This is a genomic window from Oleiphilus sp. HI0132, assembly GCF_001635845.1.
The window spans coordinates 1-16,180 of sequence record NZ_LWGJ01001658.1 but is presented as its reverse complement, the minus strand read 5'-3'; the positions used below and the strand labels follow the sequence as shown (position 1 = coordinate 16,180).

Below are 16,180 nucleotides of genomic sequence, written 5' to 3'. Positions count from 1 at the left end.
CCAATGTCTTGTCTTGAACTCTAAAGAATCCATATAGGGAATATGATGAAAGAGCGTAAGTTTCAGGTTAAACCCAGCACACATAAAGGAAATAAGGCGGCGCGCTTACCTTGCCGTGGCTGTACAAAAAACTGTGGAAACTATATGGTTTGTGAAGGCCGTCCATGGAGGACTCTAAGTGACCACAACTAAGTTATCTACCCGACTTTACAGCACACCTTATCGAATCGTTGGCATCTTATATCTTGCCTCGGGCCTTTGGTGTGCGATAAATCCCACATTGTCTGCCAGTTTCTTGGGGATAAACTTTCAGAGTGAAATGGGGCTTGCCGAATTCTTTTCTGTCTATGGAGGGCTTCAAGTAGGGATCGGTTGTGCAATGATACTGTCATCATTTTACAAGCCTTACTTGGAAGGCGCCGTCTTTTTCGCAGCGATAGTATCGACAGGGCTAATAGGCTTTAGGTTGATCGCTTTGCCGCTTTTCAGCTCAGACACAAGCCTGATAGGAATGGCTGTTCTGGAAGCGCTCATTGCTATGCTACTTTGGCGGTATTGGTATCTCATGAGGGCTCAGAATATCTTATTGAGATCTAAAATTTCCCGCTAACGGATATCTAAGTTTGTCTGCTTGCTGGCTAAATGATTGAAAATAAGCAAAAGCAACTCTTTCGTATAAACAGATACCGCTAAGTGATGGGCAGATCATAATTGACTTGTTTCATCTGCAGATCATTTGAATTGATTGGTTATTGGCAGGTTTCATATTACATTGCTAACCTTAGAGGATGCCTGAAGCGAAAGGATATCATGTCTTATGAAATATCAAATCATTAAGAATTTGGCTGCCAAGCTATTATTGTTTGCCATTTTTTCGTTAGGGTTCGCGAATGCACAATCTCAATCTGTGATTGCATTGACTACTCCAGAAAATGCCTTTGTTCAGGACATATCAGTCCAAGTATTGAAAAAAGCATACAACAAGATCGGTTATCAAGTAGAAATCCATAGACTTCCAAATGTTCGCTCTTTATTGTCTGCGAATATGGGTATGTTCGATGGGGAGGTATCACGTATTGGCAACCTGCATTCAAGCTACCCCAACTTAAATGCAGTACCTACCGCAATCAATATGATTAATATAATTGCTCTTGGAAAACACAGTAGCGAAAGAGTAAGCAAGATTAAAGATCTTGGGCATGACGTTGTTTGCGTAAAAGGAGTCAAGTTAGTAGAAAAGCTGGTTGAAGATAATAAAATCCAGTGCACTTTTGTTGTTAACACCAATCAAGCTCTCAGTATGGTCGCTCTGGGGAGAGTTAAATACACTTTACTGCCTGAAGCTAACGCGTTGAAGGCTCTCCTAACCGAACCGTTCGAGAACGTTAAAGTTGTCAGCCCAGTCTTATATTCAGAAAAGCTTTATCATTACTTGCATAAAAATAATCTCAATATAGTTGAACCTTTAGATAAAGTGCTTCGTAAAATGCAAAAAAATGGTGATATAGACCAAATACGCACTCGATTCTTAGAGAATATACTATAAGGAATGACTGCTTTAACTCCAAAGCTAGAACTATCAGTGTCTGAATTTCTATGACAATCAGGTCAAACTGGCATCAATCTTCAATAGTAGGCCCAGGCACAATGCTGCCTCGACACGACATCAACACAAGAAGTCAGTTCTAAGGGCCTAAACGTCCGCGAAGCTGACATTCACAAGGTCTTTAGCCACTTAATTCAGCCTCTCCACAGTCGTCATTGCCGCCCCCATTTCTTTCCACCCATTTCTACCAATCGAGACGCGGCTCGTCGAAAGGAAAAGGCGAGATCATTGGCGGACGAGAATTGTGCCAGTGACACGCCAATTAGACCCGTCGCCGACCACTCCAAATGTTCCCCCTCTTTGGTGCGAATCATGGTCGTCGCAAAGGAACTCGAGTTTCCCCCCTTCTCACTGACAAACAATTCTACATCTCCATCTCTGCTTTCGACTTGCGCTTCAAAATCGACAAATAATTCGTCGAGCGGGACTTGTGCCGCTAGCACCAAGCGGGTGCGAGATTCATAACACGCGTCAATGAGGTTCACGAATCGTCGCGCTTCGTTGAGGTGGTTGGCGCCCAATTGGGGGACGCTGTCCATAATGAGGACCGGAAATCGGTCGCAGAGGGAAAGATAATCGGCCGCGCCGAGCGGTTGGTAGCACAACTCGGAAAAGTCAAACCAGGCGCACCGGTCATTCAATCGGGCGACCTGGACGGTGCGACCGAAGCGAACTTGAATGACCTCAGCCTCAGTTCCGGATGCAGTGCCACCAAATATTTCTTCCAACTTCGCCTGCGTGTTGTTATTACTATTATTATCGCCATGAACATCCTTGTTTGACCAAAAATAGGATTGACCATCCGCTCGAGTTTCGAGTCGATAATCCTTAGTGGAACCCTCCATGGAAAAAATGTCGAACGTGTGTTTTAACATGTCTATGAATGGCATAAAGAGGGATCGGTTAATGCCTCCCTTATACAAGGCATCGGGGGAGCGATTCGAGGTGGCCACTACCACGACATTCCAATCCAATAATAATAAAAACAGTCTTTTCAAAATCATGGCATCGGCAACGTCTGTCACTTGAAATTCATCGAAACAGAGGAGTTGGGCTTCTTGTGCCAATTGTTTCGCAATGATGGGAATAGCATCACCCCGTGGGTGCTTCTTTTTGTAGACAAAGATTCGATGATGGACGTCTAGCATGAATTCATGAAAGTGGACGCGGCGTTTGGTAATTTTTGCGTGTTTGTGGCTGGAATTATTACAGCGAGAATCATCATCAGGAACATTAACCGACGCGTAAAAGAGATCCATTAGAAAACTCTTACCGACCCCGACCGGTCCATGAATGTAAATGCCCCGCGGTGGTGGACCAAAAGACCACAAATGGAACTTCTTTCGAAGAAAGGACTGGGCGGATGCCATGGATCGTGCCAGTAACAGTGGACTGCTGCTTTTACGGCTGCTCTCTGTCGGATCGTCGGTAAGCAAAGGTGCTGGTGGGAGCGAGACAAGAGACTCGTGCAGGGCATCCAATTTTGCCGCCAGAGCGACTTGAGCGTTATCTCTCCGCACCTCCCCCGCGTCCACCTTGAGTTCATAAGCCGCTACCACGGGACCTGTCGAAAAGCTCCGCCGAGCGACGCGATGCTTTTCTATCATCATCTTCATCATCATCTTCTTCGTCATGGAGTTAATGAGTTTATCAACCAAAAGATTTAATACGATGTATGGGTATCAAATGGATTTGTATTAGAGACTAAAATCTCGGAGTTCAACTTGTACAAAATTAGCATAACTATCTCAAATCTAGGGCTGGAGTTTGGGCAGAGCGGTCATTTTCCATTGTTGATCCGTGCTGCGAATCATGCCTTTGGAGTTAAAGGATACTAATAAAACGCTCGAGGTAGCTATTTTTTAGAACCTGACCTAGGCACCATCAAAAGCTAAAGATCTGCTTTCCTGTTTTAAGTAATGTAAGGTTTCGAGGAAAATAGGCTCGATTCTTATGACCGCTATTCACCATTTTTTGATGCTGGGATAAAAGTTCGTATCAGTAATATTCAGCCAAAGCTGAGAGAAGTACCAAGGCCTGCTTTTGGCACTTAGCGGACGTCAAGCAGCGCTTGCCAACCAATAGAAGAATTGAACTCAGAAGTAATGGTATTTAATATGCGCCACATAATTATCTGTTTTTAACTCGCCGTTCTTTTCTCTTAGGATGTTGGTCAGCCCTTTGTATTCCAATAAACGTTTTGAGGACCGTTCATAGTGCAGGTAAATCGGGTCCATCACTAGTCCGATTAGCCAGCTTTGCGGCTTAATGGATAGTTGCAAGCGTTCTTCATTAATATCAACAGTCTCTAGTTTGAAACCAATTAACTCAGACCGATCAAGCGACAGGGTTTCAAATTTGATCTTCTTTCCCGCTAGCAAGTGCTGCCAATATTTGATGACCAAACGATCAAAGCCTGCATCGGCGACAATGCGCTTGCTGTTATCAATGCTTATCGTTTCATGCTGCAGGTCTTTCTTTTTGATGTGTTCAATCTTTACCTGATTGTCAGTTTTGGTCAGAAGACTTGTTTGATTCGAGCGGAGGTCGATAAAGCTCATGTCGGGTATTAATTTATGCTTCGAGAAATCCAGATCTTTCTTCGCAAAGACCTCTCCGTCTGGCGCCTTGTATTCGACATATGCATTGTCATACTGATTTGATCGATTGAGGTTTATATAGTGGTGCTCTGAGTACAGCAACTCGTCACTGTCTAGCGAATACGCTTTGCCCTCAAACTGAACGACTTTGATATCGCTTGGCGCAGCTTGTAGCTGAGCGCAAAGCGAAGAGAGCACAAAGAAACTGGCAATTGAGAAACTGCTAATAGCTTGCATATTTGCCTCCTTGGGCTGGCAGATCCTCCTTTGGTGAAGAGGGGAAGATTGCAGTACACAGAACTCCGACTACGAACCATTCTAGGATGATGAAAATAAGGGAGGCGTCTGCAAAGTGAAGCGCGCCGAAGTGACGGCCTGCCAGGTATGAAGCGGGTCCGGAAATGCAACATAAGCAGATGAAAAAATATGGCTTGGCTAAAAACCATTGCAGCGACGAAAGCAGTGTGAGCGTAAACGCACACCACATTATGATTAACCACAAGGGAATTATAAAATCGTTGGTTCTTAACTCGGGGTTCGGAAACTGGTAAACGCCTAGATGCATAAGCAAGCTGTCGATCAGAATGCCGATACACGCGATATACAAGAGTTTTAATGAGTTGTGAGTCGATGCGTTTGTTCGAACGAAATGCACTAATAGCAAGGCGAATGCGCAGAGCGCCAGGTACCAATCTGATAAAATTGCCAGAAACCAACAGCTTTGGAATAACACCGCATTGAGGAGCCTATTTAGTTGTTCCCGAGACATTGAGTAGACTCCTTAATGGTGTGGTTGGCTATATCGCTTATCACTGCCTTATATGCGAGACAGGGGCTCGTTTCTATAACCTGGTTTAGCGAATAACATATGAGATACGCCGATAGAGCGCTCTTTGAAACCTCCTGCGCAGTAGCAGAGGTAGAACTCCCACATACGTTTAAATTCTTTGCTATAGCCTAGCTCTGTGATGGTCGCTGAGGCTTTATTAAATGAATCCAACCATGCTAGCAGTGTTCTAGCGTAGTGTTCCGCAAAGTCCTCTTGATAAACGAGTCGTAGGTCGCTGGCCTTCATCGATGAGCTAGTGAGAGCCTGAATTGAAGGAATACAACTACCAGGAAAGATATAACGCTGAATAAAATCGACGTTGCGTTTGGCGTACTCGAAACGCTGGTCTTCAATTGTGATGGCTTGAATCAGCATCGCGCCATTTGGTTTCAACAGTGAGGCGCAAGTCGCGAAAAAGGTGTCATAGTATTGCCAGCCAACCGCTTCGATCATTTCTATTGAAACGAGCTTGTCGAATTGCCCCTCTAGCTCACGATAGTCTTGCTTTAGAAGTGTGATTTTATCGCTTAAGCCTGCTTCGCTGATCCGTGTTTGTGCTAACTCATGTTGTTTATCAGAGATCGTGGTGGTGGTGACTTTGCAGCCATAGTGCTTGGCAGCATAGATGGCGAACCCGCCCCAGCCAGAGCCAATTTCAACCACATGGTCAGATTCAGATAGGTTTAGTTTTTCACAGATAGTCTTAAGCTTGTATTGTGATGCCTCTTCCATGCTTGCCTGTTCGCTAGGGAAGATGCCAGAGGAATACATCATTGTCGGGTCCAGGAAGGTCTTAAATAAATCATTACCCAGGTCGTAATGCGCAGCGATATTTCGCTTGGAGCCTTTTTCGGTATTTTGGTTCCAGAGGTGAAAGGCTTTAGTTAAGGGCCGGGATAGCAGGGCGAAGCCGCCTTCCATTTGATCTAGAATATCACGGTTCTGGACCATTACTTGCACTAGTTTAGTTAGATCCGGTGAGCTCCAGTCTTCTGACATATAGGCTTCTGCCGCGCCTATGCTGCCGCCCGTCATAATATCTAGATAACAATTTTCATCAAGAATATGTAGCTCGGAATAAAGCGGGTCATTGGGAGAAAGTGGTTCTCCGAAGAGTGTACGTGCGCCTGGTTCAACAATGACAATTGTCCCCGTGTGCAGTTTTTGTAGCTGCTTATGTACGAGTTTTCGGGCGACGCTACTTACACTGAATTTTGATTGCTTTTTGGCGTGACTCACTAGGCTTGTGGGACTCATCTCGATGTCTCCTTTACGGGCATTCGTTGTTATCTTATTTGCTTAAGTTAGGGTGATCGTAAAATGGTATGCGCTTTAGCCATAGCTTTAACGCTTGCCAATATATCCCCATGCTTACTCTTACGGTCATAAACGGAAATCGGATCAGTGTGCTGGCTAAATAGTTTGTGAAATCGTATCGCTCCATCACTAACGTGGCGTCAAAGTGCTTTTCGTTTTGTTCGTCGCGCTGGGTGTTATCCATATGCACTCTTAGCCCTTGGTTTGGCTCATCAAAGGTCCAGTGATAGGTCATATCCATAGGGTTGAACGGCGAAACATGAAAAACTTTGGGAAACTCATAGTGGTGATATTTTTGTGCTTTCAGGGCATACGAGCCATACTCTCCCGATTGACCTACGGGTAGCACATAAGCATGCCGTTCACCCCATGGGGTGTTGGTGATTTCAGCCAAAATAGAAACCAGCTTGTTAGCTTTGTCAAAACAGTAGTAGAAGGTGACAGGGTTAAAGACTGCATTGAAATAGCGGGCGTGGCACAGCATTCTGACGTGTTCAATTTCCGGCGCAGATAAACCTTGTTCGGTGAGATTGTTCGTCACTTTATTAATGACTGCTTGTTTTAAATCGCCCGATTCGGGTGAGTAATAATCATCGCGACGAAACGAGACAATATTGAACTTTTCGAGTGAACAGTACCACTTCGATTTACACAGCGATTCTAACTCGTCTAAGTCAAGATAGAGCATAAACAAGGGGTAGCGAAACTGGTGTTTCTTGGGCAAAAAACGACGATGCCGTATCGATCCTCTATATATTGAGCTGTGCTTTATTTTGCTCACTAGAGTGTTTCTCCGAAAGCCTCTGCGACGCGAAGTCCGCTATTGACCCCATCTTCATGAAAGCCGTTGAACCAATAGGCACCACAATAGTGTGTGCGTCCATGACCAGACTCAGGGTTACCACTTATTTCATGATGACGCGCCTGTGCTTTGACGCCGTCTTGGCTAAAGACCGGGTGGCTGTAGTTGAACGTGCGAATGATCTTGCTGGGGTCTATTTCATTGGTCCTGTTTAGAGTAACTAGAAATGTTTCGGGAGCGTCGTCGAAGTTCTGCAGGATGTTCATGTTGTAAGTCACCATGGCACAATCATTAGCGCGCTGAGGAATATGATAATTCCAAGCCGCCCAGGCCAGTTTTTTCTTAGGCATGAGGCGAGTATCTGTATGCAGAGTGACGCTGTTGTCCTGATAGGGGATTGCGCCAAGAATCTCGCTCTCTTTTTCAGACACATCGCCGAGTAGCCGTAAGGCTTGATCGCTATGGCAGGCAAAGATGACCTGATCAAAGGTCTGCACAGAATGGTCGCTAAAGGTAATGGCCGCCTCGCTAGGGCTTCGTGTTACCTTTATGATATTGCTGTTAAGGTGAATGTTGTCTTTAAAACGCTGTGTAATCGGTGCTATGTAAGACTCTGAACCATTCGTTAGTACCCTCCACTGCGGTCGATCATCGACACTTAACATGCCGTGATTCTTAAAAAACTGAATAAAGAATTTTAAGGGAAACGATAGCATTACATCGACAGATGCAGACCAGATAGCCGCTCCCATTGGAACAATATAATAGTTTTTAAAAGCGTCGGAATAGCCATTTTGTTCAATGAATTCACCTAGGCTTTGCTCAGTGTCGAGTGTACCCGCTTCCAAGCTCTCAACCGTTTGTTTGTTGAATTTAAGGATGTCGCTTATCATCCTCAGAAACTTAGGGCGGAACAGGTTACTTCGTTGCGCGAATAAGCTGTTTAGGTTGGTGCCATTGTATTCAAGGTCAGTGTTTTCACATCGTACACTGAAGCTCATGTCTGAATCTTCGCTTGTAACGCCTAGCTGGTCCATTAGTTTGATGAAGTTAGGGTAGGTCCAGTCATTAAAAACGATAAAACCTGTATTCACCGGGTAGCTTTTGCCTTGGCATTGTACGTGTTCGGTGTGGGTATGGCCGCCAATATAGTCGTTCGATTCGAATAAGCTAACGTCATGACGCTTACTCAAAAGATAGGCAGACGTCAGGCCCGCGATGCCTGATCCGATGACCGCAATGCGTTGGTTTGTAAGGTGCTGGTGAGAAGGGTTCTGATTCATTGCTGGTGATCCTGAGGGTTTGTCGTCGCGATTGACTGAGTTGTTCTTGTAGAAGAATCGGCCTGAGATGCATTGCGCGATAACTTGGCAAGTAAAGAAAAGCGAAGATGATCAGGTAACAAAGAGATCAGCTTCAGTGTTCGAGTAAATCGTTGCGGAAAATGTATGTCGAAAATGCCTCTTTCAAGTCCGGAAATAATTCGACTGGCAGCTTCTTCGGGTTCCATGAGTAGTGGCATTGGAAAATCATTGAGATCGGTTAAAGGTGTTTTGACAAACCCCGGACTCACTAGATGAACGTCAATGCCTTCTTGCTGTAAATCTATTTTTAAGCACTCGGTAAAATATCGTAGTGCCGCTTTTGAAGCGCCGTAGACATGTGCTCTGGGAAGCGCTTGATAGGTGACGCTGCTCGACATCACGACCAGTTTTGGCGTTTTTCCTTGTTTGGCGGATTCGCGCAACAGGGGCAGCGCTGCATTGATGGTCGAAACAGCGGCCGTGAAATTGGTGTCCATCACGCGTTTGATACTGCTCATATCAATTTCGTCTGAATCGATATACTCACACGTACCCGCGTTCACGACGACCATATCAATCGACGGATAAGTGCTTTGCAGCTTTTCTACGACGGCTTGGCAAGCACTATCATTGGTGATATCTAGCGTTTGTGGCTCGCACTTTGATGGTGTCTGTCCGCACAACGCGTCTAGTTTATCTTCTGAGCGAGCGCTTGCTATGATTGATTTATCAAACTTCGCCAAGGCGGTGACGAGCGCTTTTCCAATCCCGGTGCTAGCACCAATTACCCAAATACGTTCAATATCATTCAGCATTGTCGGCTCCTGCTACTTCATAAAATATTTTAGAGTTTGGATAAGTTTCCCCATGACCGGTATGTGCTCATAGAGCAATTGCCCGCCATCAAAGTAGTCTCTGTGGTAGTACACTTTGTCGTTGAAACGTATTAGGCTTGCCCCTTCAATCGTGATTATTCTGCCTTTATTTAGCTTCGGGTGAGCATATTTCATGGTCCAATTTAACATGGCATCATTGTCTTTAACCCACTGGTCATGGAAGGTGAACTGGCAGGAAAGTAAGTTCTGATACAGTGACGCGCAGTACCCTTGAAAGTTAGCTACGCCTTCTATCCGATGAAAGCTATCTTCGAATAATACGTCTGGTTCGTAGACTGCTTCAATGATTCCACTATCGCAGTTATTCGCATCGAGCGTGTGGAAGAGGTGCTTGAATCGCTCTACAACATTAGCGGGTGTTTCTGACTTTATAACGACGACTGACATGATGATTGTGCCTTTTTAAGTATGAACGTTTATGCTTGAACGTTTTTGTCTACCTTCTTCTAGGATACGAGAAGGCACAGGGTTCAGATCAGAAATAATTCTAAAAAAGCTCAATAGACGCAGTATCAAGTAAGAAATATCAATCTCCCACCAGTAGAAACCCTGCCTTGCAGAGACGGCAAAGCGGTGATGATTGTTGTGCCAGCCTTCTCCCAGGGTAAGCAGTGCAAGGAAAGCATTATTCCGACTTTGGTCTTTTGTCTCAAAGCGCCTTGATCCCCATACGTGACCAAGAGAGTTAATGGTGAAGGTGGCGTGAAACAAAAATACTGTAGAGATAAAGAAGCCCCAAACCAGAATTTGTAAACCATTAACGCCTGAGTTTGGTAAAGCATAAGCCAAGTATTCACCCAGCATGTACATGCCGATTGCGAAGAGAACGGGCACTAGGCTATCAAAGCGATTTAGAAAGCGGAGTTCAGGGAACTTCGCTAGGTCTTTTATGACACTGTAATCGGTTTTAAACCCTTCATCGCTCATGAACCATCCGACGTGACTCCACCAAAAACCATGAGCAATGGGAGAGTGTAAGTCTGACTCTTCATCTGAGTGCTTATGATGATTCCGGTGATGAGCGGCCCACCAAAGCGGGCCTCTTTGAGACGCTGAATTGCCTAGCACGGCAAAACAAAACTGCCAAAAGCGGTTGGCCTTGTAACTCTTGTGAGAAAAAAAGCGGTGATAAAACGCGGTGACCGCAAACATCCTTAGCCAAAAAGCGGCTAAACAGATCGCAATGGCGACGGGGCTCCAGCCTGTCCAGATGACACCTAGGCAGCCTAAGTGGACGGCAATAAATGGCATGCAACGCATCCAGTTTACGGTGTTGGTAGCGTGCTCCCTTTTGGGGTCAGGTGAGTAAGACTCAGAGTCAAACCAGCTAATAAGGTTACCTATTAGCCTTGTTGAGTGACCCGCTTTAGTCTTACTGCTCGGTGTATCGTTCATGAGTAATAGTCCAAAAGAGGAAGCTGTTCAGTATCAGCTTGTTTGTGAAGCGATTTAAATGCCGCTTTCGTTTGTGACGTTGCCAGGGCGTGTTCGACTATTTCTGCGGGGTAAGCGCATGCAGCTCTCTGTTCTTTAGTTGGTTGGTGTATTGACTTGCTATCCAAGGTTTGTAGTTCAGGAACATAGCGTCTTATAAACTGTCCTTGGGGGTCAAAGCGTTCAGACTGGCGTGTGGGGTTAAAAATTCTGAAGTAGGGAACCGCGTCGACGCCTGTCGAGGCTGACCATTGCCATCCACCATTGTTGGACGCCAAATCACCATCGACTAGCATTTCCATAAAGTACGCTTCACCGAGTCGCCAATCAATTAATAAGTGCTTTGTTAAAAACATCGCGGTAATCATGCGTAGTCGATTGTGCATCCAGGCTTTTTCTTTTAATTGGCGCATGGCAGCATCAACGATGGGGTAGCCTGTTTTTCCAGCCTTCCATTGTTCAAACAAACGATGGTCTTTACGCCAAGGTAGCTGATCTGTTTCTTTCTTAAACGGCTTATGCATGCTCAACCTCGGATAAGCGTACAAGAGGTGGCGATAGAATTCTCTCCATAGTAGTTCGTTTATCCAGGTGTTGACGCCTTCATTACGCCCTTCAAACTCGCCTTGATTATAGCTTAGTGCTGATCTTAAACACTGTGATGTGCTTACGATACCCGTTGCAAGATAAGGAGACAGTGAACTTGTCGCGTCGAGCGAGGGAATATCTCTGGCCTTATGGTAAGAGGCTGCGCGTTCTTCCATGAAGTTATTAAGTAGCTCGTGAGCGTGATCTTCTCCTGCGGGCCAATGATGGTCCCACCGAGAATCGACTTGAAACGTCGCAACATTCAAGTTTGGTGCTTTGACTGTTAAGGGCGGTTGTGGCGAGGGTTTGTTGACCAGGTGCCTGGATAAAGTCTTCGACTGCTTTAAAAATGCACGTTTAAATGCCGAGAATACATGATAGTAGCTTCCCTTCTGGTTCCTCAAGGTGCCCGGAGAAACGATGCATTGATCATGAAAAGATTGGCTGATAATGCCGTGATTACGTAAGTTTTCAGATACCGACTTGGCGAGTCGGCGCTCGTTCAGTCCATAATCTTCATTGTAGAAAAGGTGAGAAACTTTCAGCTGGCTGGCAAACTCAGAAATACTCGATTCCAGTTTTTGCATGGATTCTGCTGTAAGAACATAAAAGGGAACGTTAAGCTCGCTGAGAGCGCCAGAGAGTATTTCTAGTTGGCGCAGGATAAGAGATCGTTTAGCTGGCGACTCATTGTGGGCATCCCAGGTTTCTTCAGATATCACATAAACAGCAATGCTAGGCCCGGATGACATGGCAGCCGAAAGCGCCGGGTTATCATAAACCCTTAGATCACTTCTAAACCAGATTAGGTTGAGTAAATGTTCTTGCGTCATCTTATATTATCCCTTTTTGTTGCTATTTTATGTTGCCAATATCTTATACTACGAACCTTGTATATCATACGCAGGCCGAATGAAATTAGATCTGTTTTGCTACCGATATGCCACTTAAATAGGCGCACTCAAGTCCGTGGCGGGATTGATTCGTGGCAAGATAGTCTCCACTGAGGTGTATTTTTTCACTACATGTAAGGTAGTTCTCTTTATTGTCGATGGGGGTATTACTCGGCAGAGAATATAGCCAGCGATGTAAGTGTGAAACGATGATATCTATTTTTTGTTCGCATAGTGCTTCGAACTCACTCAATAGATAGCTTTCAACGCGTGTTCGTTCCCAATTAATTGTTTCTTGGCTCCACTCTTCGCCAGCTTGGACTTGATAGTACTGCACTGAATCGTCTGGCTTAGCACCTCGTTTAACGTGCTCTGGCGAAATTGACTTAATATTTGGGTGCTGTGCAGAATCTATTTTTAGTTCTGTACTGCTACGAACGGCCAAGAGAAGTACCCATTGTGGTTCCATTTTAATGTGCTCGATTAGAGGGCAGAGACTATTGCCTTTGGGTAATAGGTCGTAAGTTTGTTGAGGTGGCGTTGCGATTACAATGTGCTCTGCTGTGCAGAACAGCTGCTCGCCAGTAGGTGATTCAGTGTAAACCTGCCAAAGCTCACGTTCCTTTTCGAGGCGACAAACCCGGGTGGAAAAGTGAATGTTCAGGTCTTTAGCAATGTGGCGCGTGATGCTGGAGTTTCGCTCTCGGCCAACATAGTACTCTGGCTGATTGGCGCAGGGAACGATAAGCTCATCGGCCAGCCACTTATCAAGTTGAGCTTTAAATTGTGGTGTTTCGCTAGAGAAACTAGGGCAGCCGAGGTCAAACGTAAGGCTTTGGTCGTCAGGTAGTGGTAAGCGCTTTGATGAGAGCCTGCCGCCAGTTCCGCGTGACTTTTCGACCACCGCTACCTTTTTGCCTCTATGTTGTAACTGCTTAGCAGCCGTTAATCCTGCCATGCCTGCACCAATTATGACTACGTCCATAACTGTGTCCATAACTACGTCTGATTTCATGTCTCACCTAAGTATTAAAAGATTCTACTAACTATACGGCATAGCTCAGATATTGGATTAATGGGTTTACCCAAATAGTAATATGCTTTACATTTCAGGAATGATTCAAACGTAGATTTCTTGCAGGAAGGCCCGGTGGCTACCATCACTCCAGAAAACCAAAAGTTAAACGCCTTGTTAATGAGTATTGCTCAAAATCAAGACCGTAGTGCGTTTATAGAACTATTTAACTTAAGCTCTGCACGCTTGAAAGCGTATGCCATTAAGTGTGGTTCGAACTCAGCAGATGCCGAGGAGCTATTACAAGAGTGCATGTTAACCGCATGGCGAAAAGCGCATACCTTTAAGCCAGAATCCGGCACTGCGATTACCTGGTTATATACGATTGTTCGTAACAAACGTATTGATATTGCACGTAAGGGTCGCCCTGATTTGGTCCAATCTGATGACTTGTTTTATGAAGAGGGTGGTGAATCTCTAGAAAGTGAAGTCGAAAGTGATCTAAATGCGCTGATTGTTCGTAACTTAATCACAGCCTTACCTGACGAGCAAAAACAGATTGTCTACAAGGTTTACTTTGAAGGGAAATCACACAGTGAAATTGCAGGGGAATTGGACTTGCCCCTTGGCACGATTAAATCGAGACTCAGACTAGCAATGAAAAAGCTAGATAACTTGGCAAAAGAGCATATGACATGGCTAATTATCATCCTTCCGATGACCTTTTAATGCAGTTCGCTGCTGGGCAGGCACCTAATGCTTTGGGTATTATCGTTGCTTGTCATATCGAAACTTGCGGTTCGTGTGCCGCAAAAGTACGACGTTACGAAAGCTTAGGCGGTGATATATTATCTAGCCTGGAGCCTGAGCCGGTTGGCGCGAACGTACTAGACAATATTCTCGCGCGGCTTGATGATCCTGTCGCGAATGACAAACCTTTGAACTCAGCGAATCAGCAGGTCGAGATTCCACCGCCACTGAGGCGGTTTGTTGATAAAGACTTCGACCAGTTATCGTGGTCAGGCTTTTCAAGCAGCATAAAAGAGTTTGTATTACCTATTTCCGATGAACGCTACACCGCTAAGTTTTATCGAATCGCTGCAGGCAAAGAACTCCCAGAGCATACACATGAGGGCAATGAATTTACCTTGGTGATGCGTGGTAGTTTTTGCGATAAAGCAGGTGATTATCATAAAGATGATTTCATTTTGGCCGACACCCAGACTGTTCACCAGCCAAGAGCGCATATGGAAGAAGACTGTATATGCTTTGCTGTGATGGATGCTCCTTTGAAAATGACGGGCTTTTTTGGTCGAATGTTGAACCCATTCCTTCGTTGACAGAGTATTTCGGATTAGCCTCTTAGCACTTACCTTAAGTAAATTGAAGTGCCGTCGTTTAGGGTCATGCATTGCGACAATTGCGGGGTTTTCTTTCCATGGTTTCCGCGTTCTTACAAAGCCTCAAGGCATAACCTAGATTTCATCGCGAAGGCCTATTCCATCTAGGCCTTCGCTTAACACCTCATATTTAAACCTGTTCAATCTGTTTTAAGGGTGAGACTGGGTATTTCTATTGGTTCAAGAACTTCGCTAAATAATGTTGAATTTCACCGTCCTTGACTGCGCTATATCCAATGTACATATTATTGCCTTCTAATGCGATGGAGCCTGTCGTGATTTGAGTGCCTGAGGTCGCTACGGTTGCACCGATGAACTGGCCACTTGAATCAAATTTCTCGTTGTTACCACCACCGACAACATACACTGCACTGTCTTCATCAAGCGCTAAGTCTTGAACAATATTTTGGCTCGTGGTTTGCCACAGCTCTCGCCCTTGCTCATTCAATTTAACTAGGCGTCTGGACTTGTCGTTAGAAAGGCTGAGCACTACATTGTCTCGCCAATCTGCCTTCAGTAAAGCCGGGCCCGGTAGTCCATAACTTTGTTGTGGCGGGTAGTAGGTTTTACTCCAGGATGGTTGACCGTTTGGACTGATACCGGCTATGCGTGTTGAATCATCTTGTTGATTGTGCGCGATAACAATGCTGTCATCAGATAGGACTGCGAGAGCGGCTTGAAGGTAAAGGTCTGCAGGTAAATCAACAGCCCAGGCCAGTTGCCCTGCAGCATTGTATTTCGCTGCTTTTTCTGCGCCGACAATATGGATGTCGCCGGCATCATTAACCTCGATATCCCATGCTTTCTCATGTTCAATTTTAAGTTGTTTGACGCCATCTAAGTTAAACACTTGGGTGGCAAAACCTGTAACATATAACTGGTCTTGATGGATCTCTAGATCGCGCGCATCATCGTGTTTAGATAGCTCAATAGACCACACTAGTTCTCCATAAGTATCTACTTTAACGAGGAAAGAGCCATAGCGTTGAATGTCATTTTCGACAATATAGCTAACACCAATGGCATAGCTGTTACCGTCACTATCTAGGGTGAGATCAGTTATCTTATCGTCACTTCGATAGTTGCCTTTCGCAAGGTCAATATCGGTTGACCAGATTAATTCACCATCACTGCTTCGCTTAACCAGCAAAATATTTTGTTGGCGGTCCGTGCCTGTTCGGATCGTTGATCCGCCGCTGATTATTTCTCCATAACCATCGACGGCGACATTTGATAGCCACTCAACTCGAGATTCATTGCTACTGGCATGAGAGTAATATTGCTCCCATTCTGGTGTGATTTCATTCTTACAGGCAGTCAGTAGGGTAAGCGGAAGCAATAAAGATAATGTTTTAAGGTGTAGGTTCATACGTTTAATAAAACTCCATGTGTGTATGAAAAGAGGTTGTAATGTTTTAAAAACAACATTAGGTGTTGGAATATAGTGATAAAATTTAGTATAAGCATACTAAAATGTTATCTGGTTAACGGTTTTT

Annotated in this window: 16 protein-coding genes; 3 read left to right on the top strand and 13 right to left on the bottom strand. The window is 44.9% G+C overall.

The annotated features are described in order from the left end of the window. Window positions 1–405 precede the first annotated feature (405 nt). Complete coding sequence (locus A3766_RS32440; protein ID WP_255375162.1) at window positions 406–534, bottom strand: hypothetical protein; 129 nt, start codon at window positions 532–534, stop codon at window positions 406–408. A gap of 283 nt (window positions 535–817) precedes the next feature. Here A3766_RS32440 and A3766_RS25535 point away from each other — a divergent pair, with 283 nt between their 5' ends. Continuing rightward, window positions 818–1,546, top strand: coding sequence for an ABC transporter substrate-binding protein (locus A3766_RS25535; protein WP_068507565.1), 729 nt, complete (start codon window positions 818–820; stop codon window positions 1,544–1,546). Between the two features lie 212 nt (window positions 1,547–1,758). Here A3766_RS25535 and zapE read toward each other — a convergent pair whose 3' ends face one another. The 11 genes from zapE to A3766_RS25480 all read right to left on the bottom strand — a co-directional run bounded on the left by zapE (window position 1,759) and on the right by A3766_RS25480 (window position 13,284). Next, on the bottom strand, window positions 1,759–3,264 hold the full coding sequence (gene zapE / locus A3766_RS25530; RefSeq protein WP_197479744.1) for a cell division protein ZapE: 1,506 nt from the start codon (window positions 3,262–3,264) through the stop codon (window positions 1,759–1,761). Between the two features lie 438 nt (window positions 3,265–3,702). After that, window positions 3,703–4,443: a hypothetical protein gene (locus tag A3766_RS25525; RefSeq protein ID WP_068515388.1), complete on the bottom strand. Its 741-nt coding sequence runs from the start codon at window positions 4,441–4,443 to the stop codon at window positions 3,703–3,705. Further along, entirely contained in the window at window positions 4,430–4,975 is a 546-nt protein-coding gene (locus tag A3766_RS32795; protein WP_068515392.1) for a DUF2878 domain-containing protein, read from the bottom strand. Before A3766_RS32795 ends, A3766_RS25525 begins: the two co-directional genes overlap by 14 nt. 48 nt (window positions 4,976–5,023) lie before the next feature. Then, the gene (locus tag A3766_RS25515; RefSeq protein ID WP_068515394.1) at window positions 5,024–6,292 is read right to left on the bottom strand and encodes a cyclopropane-fatty-acyl-phospholipid synthase family protein; all 1,269 of its coding nucleotides are present in this window, start codon (window positions 6,290–6,292) and stop codon (window positions 5,024–5,026) included. Window positions 6,293–6,326: 34 nt separating this feature from the next. Next, window positions 6,327–7,133 carry a DUF1365 domain-containing protein gene (locus A3766_RS25510; RefSeq protein WP_068515398.1) on the bottom strand — a complete coding sequence of 269 codons (807 nt, stop codon included), beginning with the start codon at window positions 7,131–7,133 and terminating at the stop codon, window positions 6,327–6,329. Continuing rightward, window positions 7,133–8,437, bottom strand: a complete 1,305-nt coding sequence (locus A3766_RS25505) for an NAD(P)/FAD-dependent oxidoreductase (protein ID WP_068515401.1) — start codon at window positions 8,435–8,437, stop codon at window positions 7,133–7,135. Before A3766_RS25505 ends, A3766_RS25510 begins: the two co-directional genes overlap by 1 nt. Continuing rightward, the gene (locus tag A3766_RS25500; RefSeq protein ID WP_068515403.1) at window positions 8,434–9,273 is read right to left on the bottom strand and encodes an SDR family oxidoreductase; all 840 of its coding nucleotides are present in this window, start codon (window positions 9,271–9,273) and stop codon (window positions 8,434–8,436) included. The genes A3766_RS25505 and A3766_RS25500 overlap by 4 nt, the downstream gene beginning before the upstream one ends. A gap of 12 nt (window positions 9,274–9,285) precedes the next feature. After that, window positions 9,286–9,741 carry a nuclear transport factor 2 family protein gene (locus tag A3766_RS25495; RefSeq protein ID WP_082865183.1) on the bottom strand — a complete coding sequence of 152 codons (456 nt, stop codon included), beginning with the start codon at window positions 9,739–9,741 and terminating at the stop codon, window positions 9,286–9,288. Window positions 9,742–9,756: 15 nt separating this feature from the next. Further along, on the bottom strand, window positions 9,757–10,749 hold the full coding sequence (locus A3766_RS25490) for an acyl-CoA desaturase (protein ID WP_068515410.1): 993 nt from the start codon (window positions 10,747–10,749) through the stop codon (window positions 9,757–9,759). Further along, window positions 10,746–12,209 carry a deoxyribodipyrimidine photo-lyase gene (gene phrB, locus A3766_RS25485; RefSeq protein ID WP_068515415.1) on the bottom strand — a complete coding sequence of 488 codons (1,464 nt, stop codon included), beginning with the start codon at window positions 12,207–12,209 and terminating at the stop codon, window positions 10,746–10,748. The genes A3766_RS25490 and phrB overlap by 4 nt, the downstream gene beginning before the upstream one ends. Before the next feature lie 85 nt (window positions 12,210–12,294). Then, window positions 12,295–13,284 carry an NAD(P)/FAD-dependent oxidoreductase gene (locus A3766_RS25480; RefSeq protein WP_068643208.1) on the bottom strand — a complete coding sequence of 330 codons (990 nt, stop codon included), beginning with the start codon at window positions 13,282–13,284 and terminating at the stop codon, window positions 12,295–12,297. Between the two features lie 135 nt (window positions 13,285–13,419). On the opposite strand from A3766_RS25480, the gene A3766_RS25475 reads away from it, so the two are divergent. Continuing rightward, complete coding sequence (locus A3766_RS25475) at window positions 13,420–14,013, top strand: sigma-70 family RNA polymerase sigma factor (RefSeq protein WP_082865284.1); 594 nt, start codon at window positions 13,420–13,422, stop codon at window positions 14,011–14,013. Beyond that, window positions 13,980–14,624 carry a ChrR family anti-sigma-E factor gene (locus A3766_RS25470; RefSeq protein WP_068515424.1) on the top strand — a complete coding sequence of 215 codons (645 nt, stop codon included), beginning with the start codon at window positions 13,980–13,982 and terminating at the stop codon, window positions 14,622–14,624. The genes A3766_RS25475 and A3766_RS25470 overlap by 34 nt, the downstream gene beginning before the upstream one ends. Before the next feature lie 232 nt (window positions 14,625–14,856). Here A3766_RS25470 and A3766_RS25465 read toward each other — a convergent pair whose 3' ends face one another. Further along, the gene (locus tag A3766_RS25465; RefSeq protein WP_068515427.1) at window positions 14,857–16,053 is read right to left on the bottom strand and encodes a PQQ-binding-like beta-propeller repeat protein; all 1,197 of its coding nucleotides are present in this window, start codon (window positions 16,051–16,053) and stop codon (window positions 14,857–14,859) included. Window positions 16,054–16,180: the final 127 nt, after the last annotated feature.

Bases quoted from the DNA above. Each gene is read 5' to 3' on its own strand.
- A3766_RS32440 (WP_255375162.1), bottom strand. From the start codon at position 534: ATGAGCGCTTCCAGAACAGCCATTCCTATCAGGCTTGTGTCTGAGCTG.
- A3766_RS25480 (WP_068643208.1), bottom strand. From the start codon at position 13,284: ATGAAATCAGACGTAGTTATGGACACAGTTATGGACGTAGTCATAATT.
- A3766_RS25465 (WP_068515427.1), bottom strand. From the start codon at position 16,053: ATGAACCTACACCTTAAAACATTATCTTTATTGCTTCCGCTTACCCTA.
- A3766_RS25515 (WP_068515394.1), bottom strand. From the start codon at position 6,292: ATGAGTCCCACAAGCCTAGTGAGTCACGCCAAAAAGCAATCAAAATTC.
- A3766_RS25490 (WP_068515410.1), bottom strand. From the start codon at position 10,749: ATGAACGATACACCGAGCAGTAAGACTAAAGCGGGTCACTCAACAAGG.
- A3766_RS25495 (WP_082865183.1), bottom strand. From the start codon at position 9,741: ATGTCAGTCGTCGTTATAAAGTCAGAAACACCCGCTAATGTTGTAGAG.
- A3766_RS25535 (WP_068507565.1), top strand. From the start codon at position 818: ATGAAATATCAAATCATTAAGAATTTGGCTGCCAAGCTATTATTGTTT.
- A3766_RS25525 (WP_068515388.1), bottom strand. From the start codon at position 4,443: ATGCAAGCTATTAGCAGTTTCTCAATTGCCAGTTTCTTTGTGCTCTCT.
- A3766_RS25470 (WP_068515424.1), top strand. From the start codon at position 13,980: ATGGCTAATTATCATCCTTCCGATGACCTTTTAATGCAGTTCGCTGCT.
- A3766_RS25500 (WP_068515403.1), bottom strand. From the start codon at position 9,273: ATGCTGAATGATATTGAACGTATTTGGGTAATTGGTGCTAGCACCGGG.
- A3766_RS32795 (WP_068515392.1), bottom strand. From the start codon at position 4,975: ATGTCTCGGGAACAACTAAATAGGCTCCTCAATGCGGTGTTATTCCAA.
- A3766_RS25505 (WP_068515401.1), bottom strand. From the start codon at position 8,437: ATGAATCAGAACCCTTCTCACCAGCACCTTACAAACCAACGCATTGCG.
- phrB (WP_068515415.1), bottom strand. From the start codon at position 12,209: ATGACGCAAGAACATTTACTCAACCTAATCTGGTTTAGAAGTGATCTA.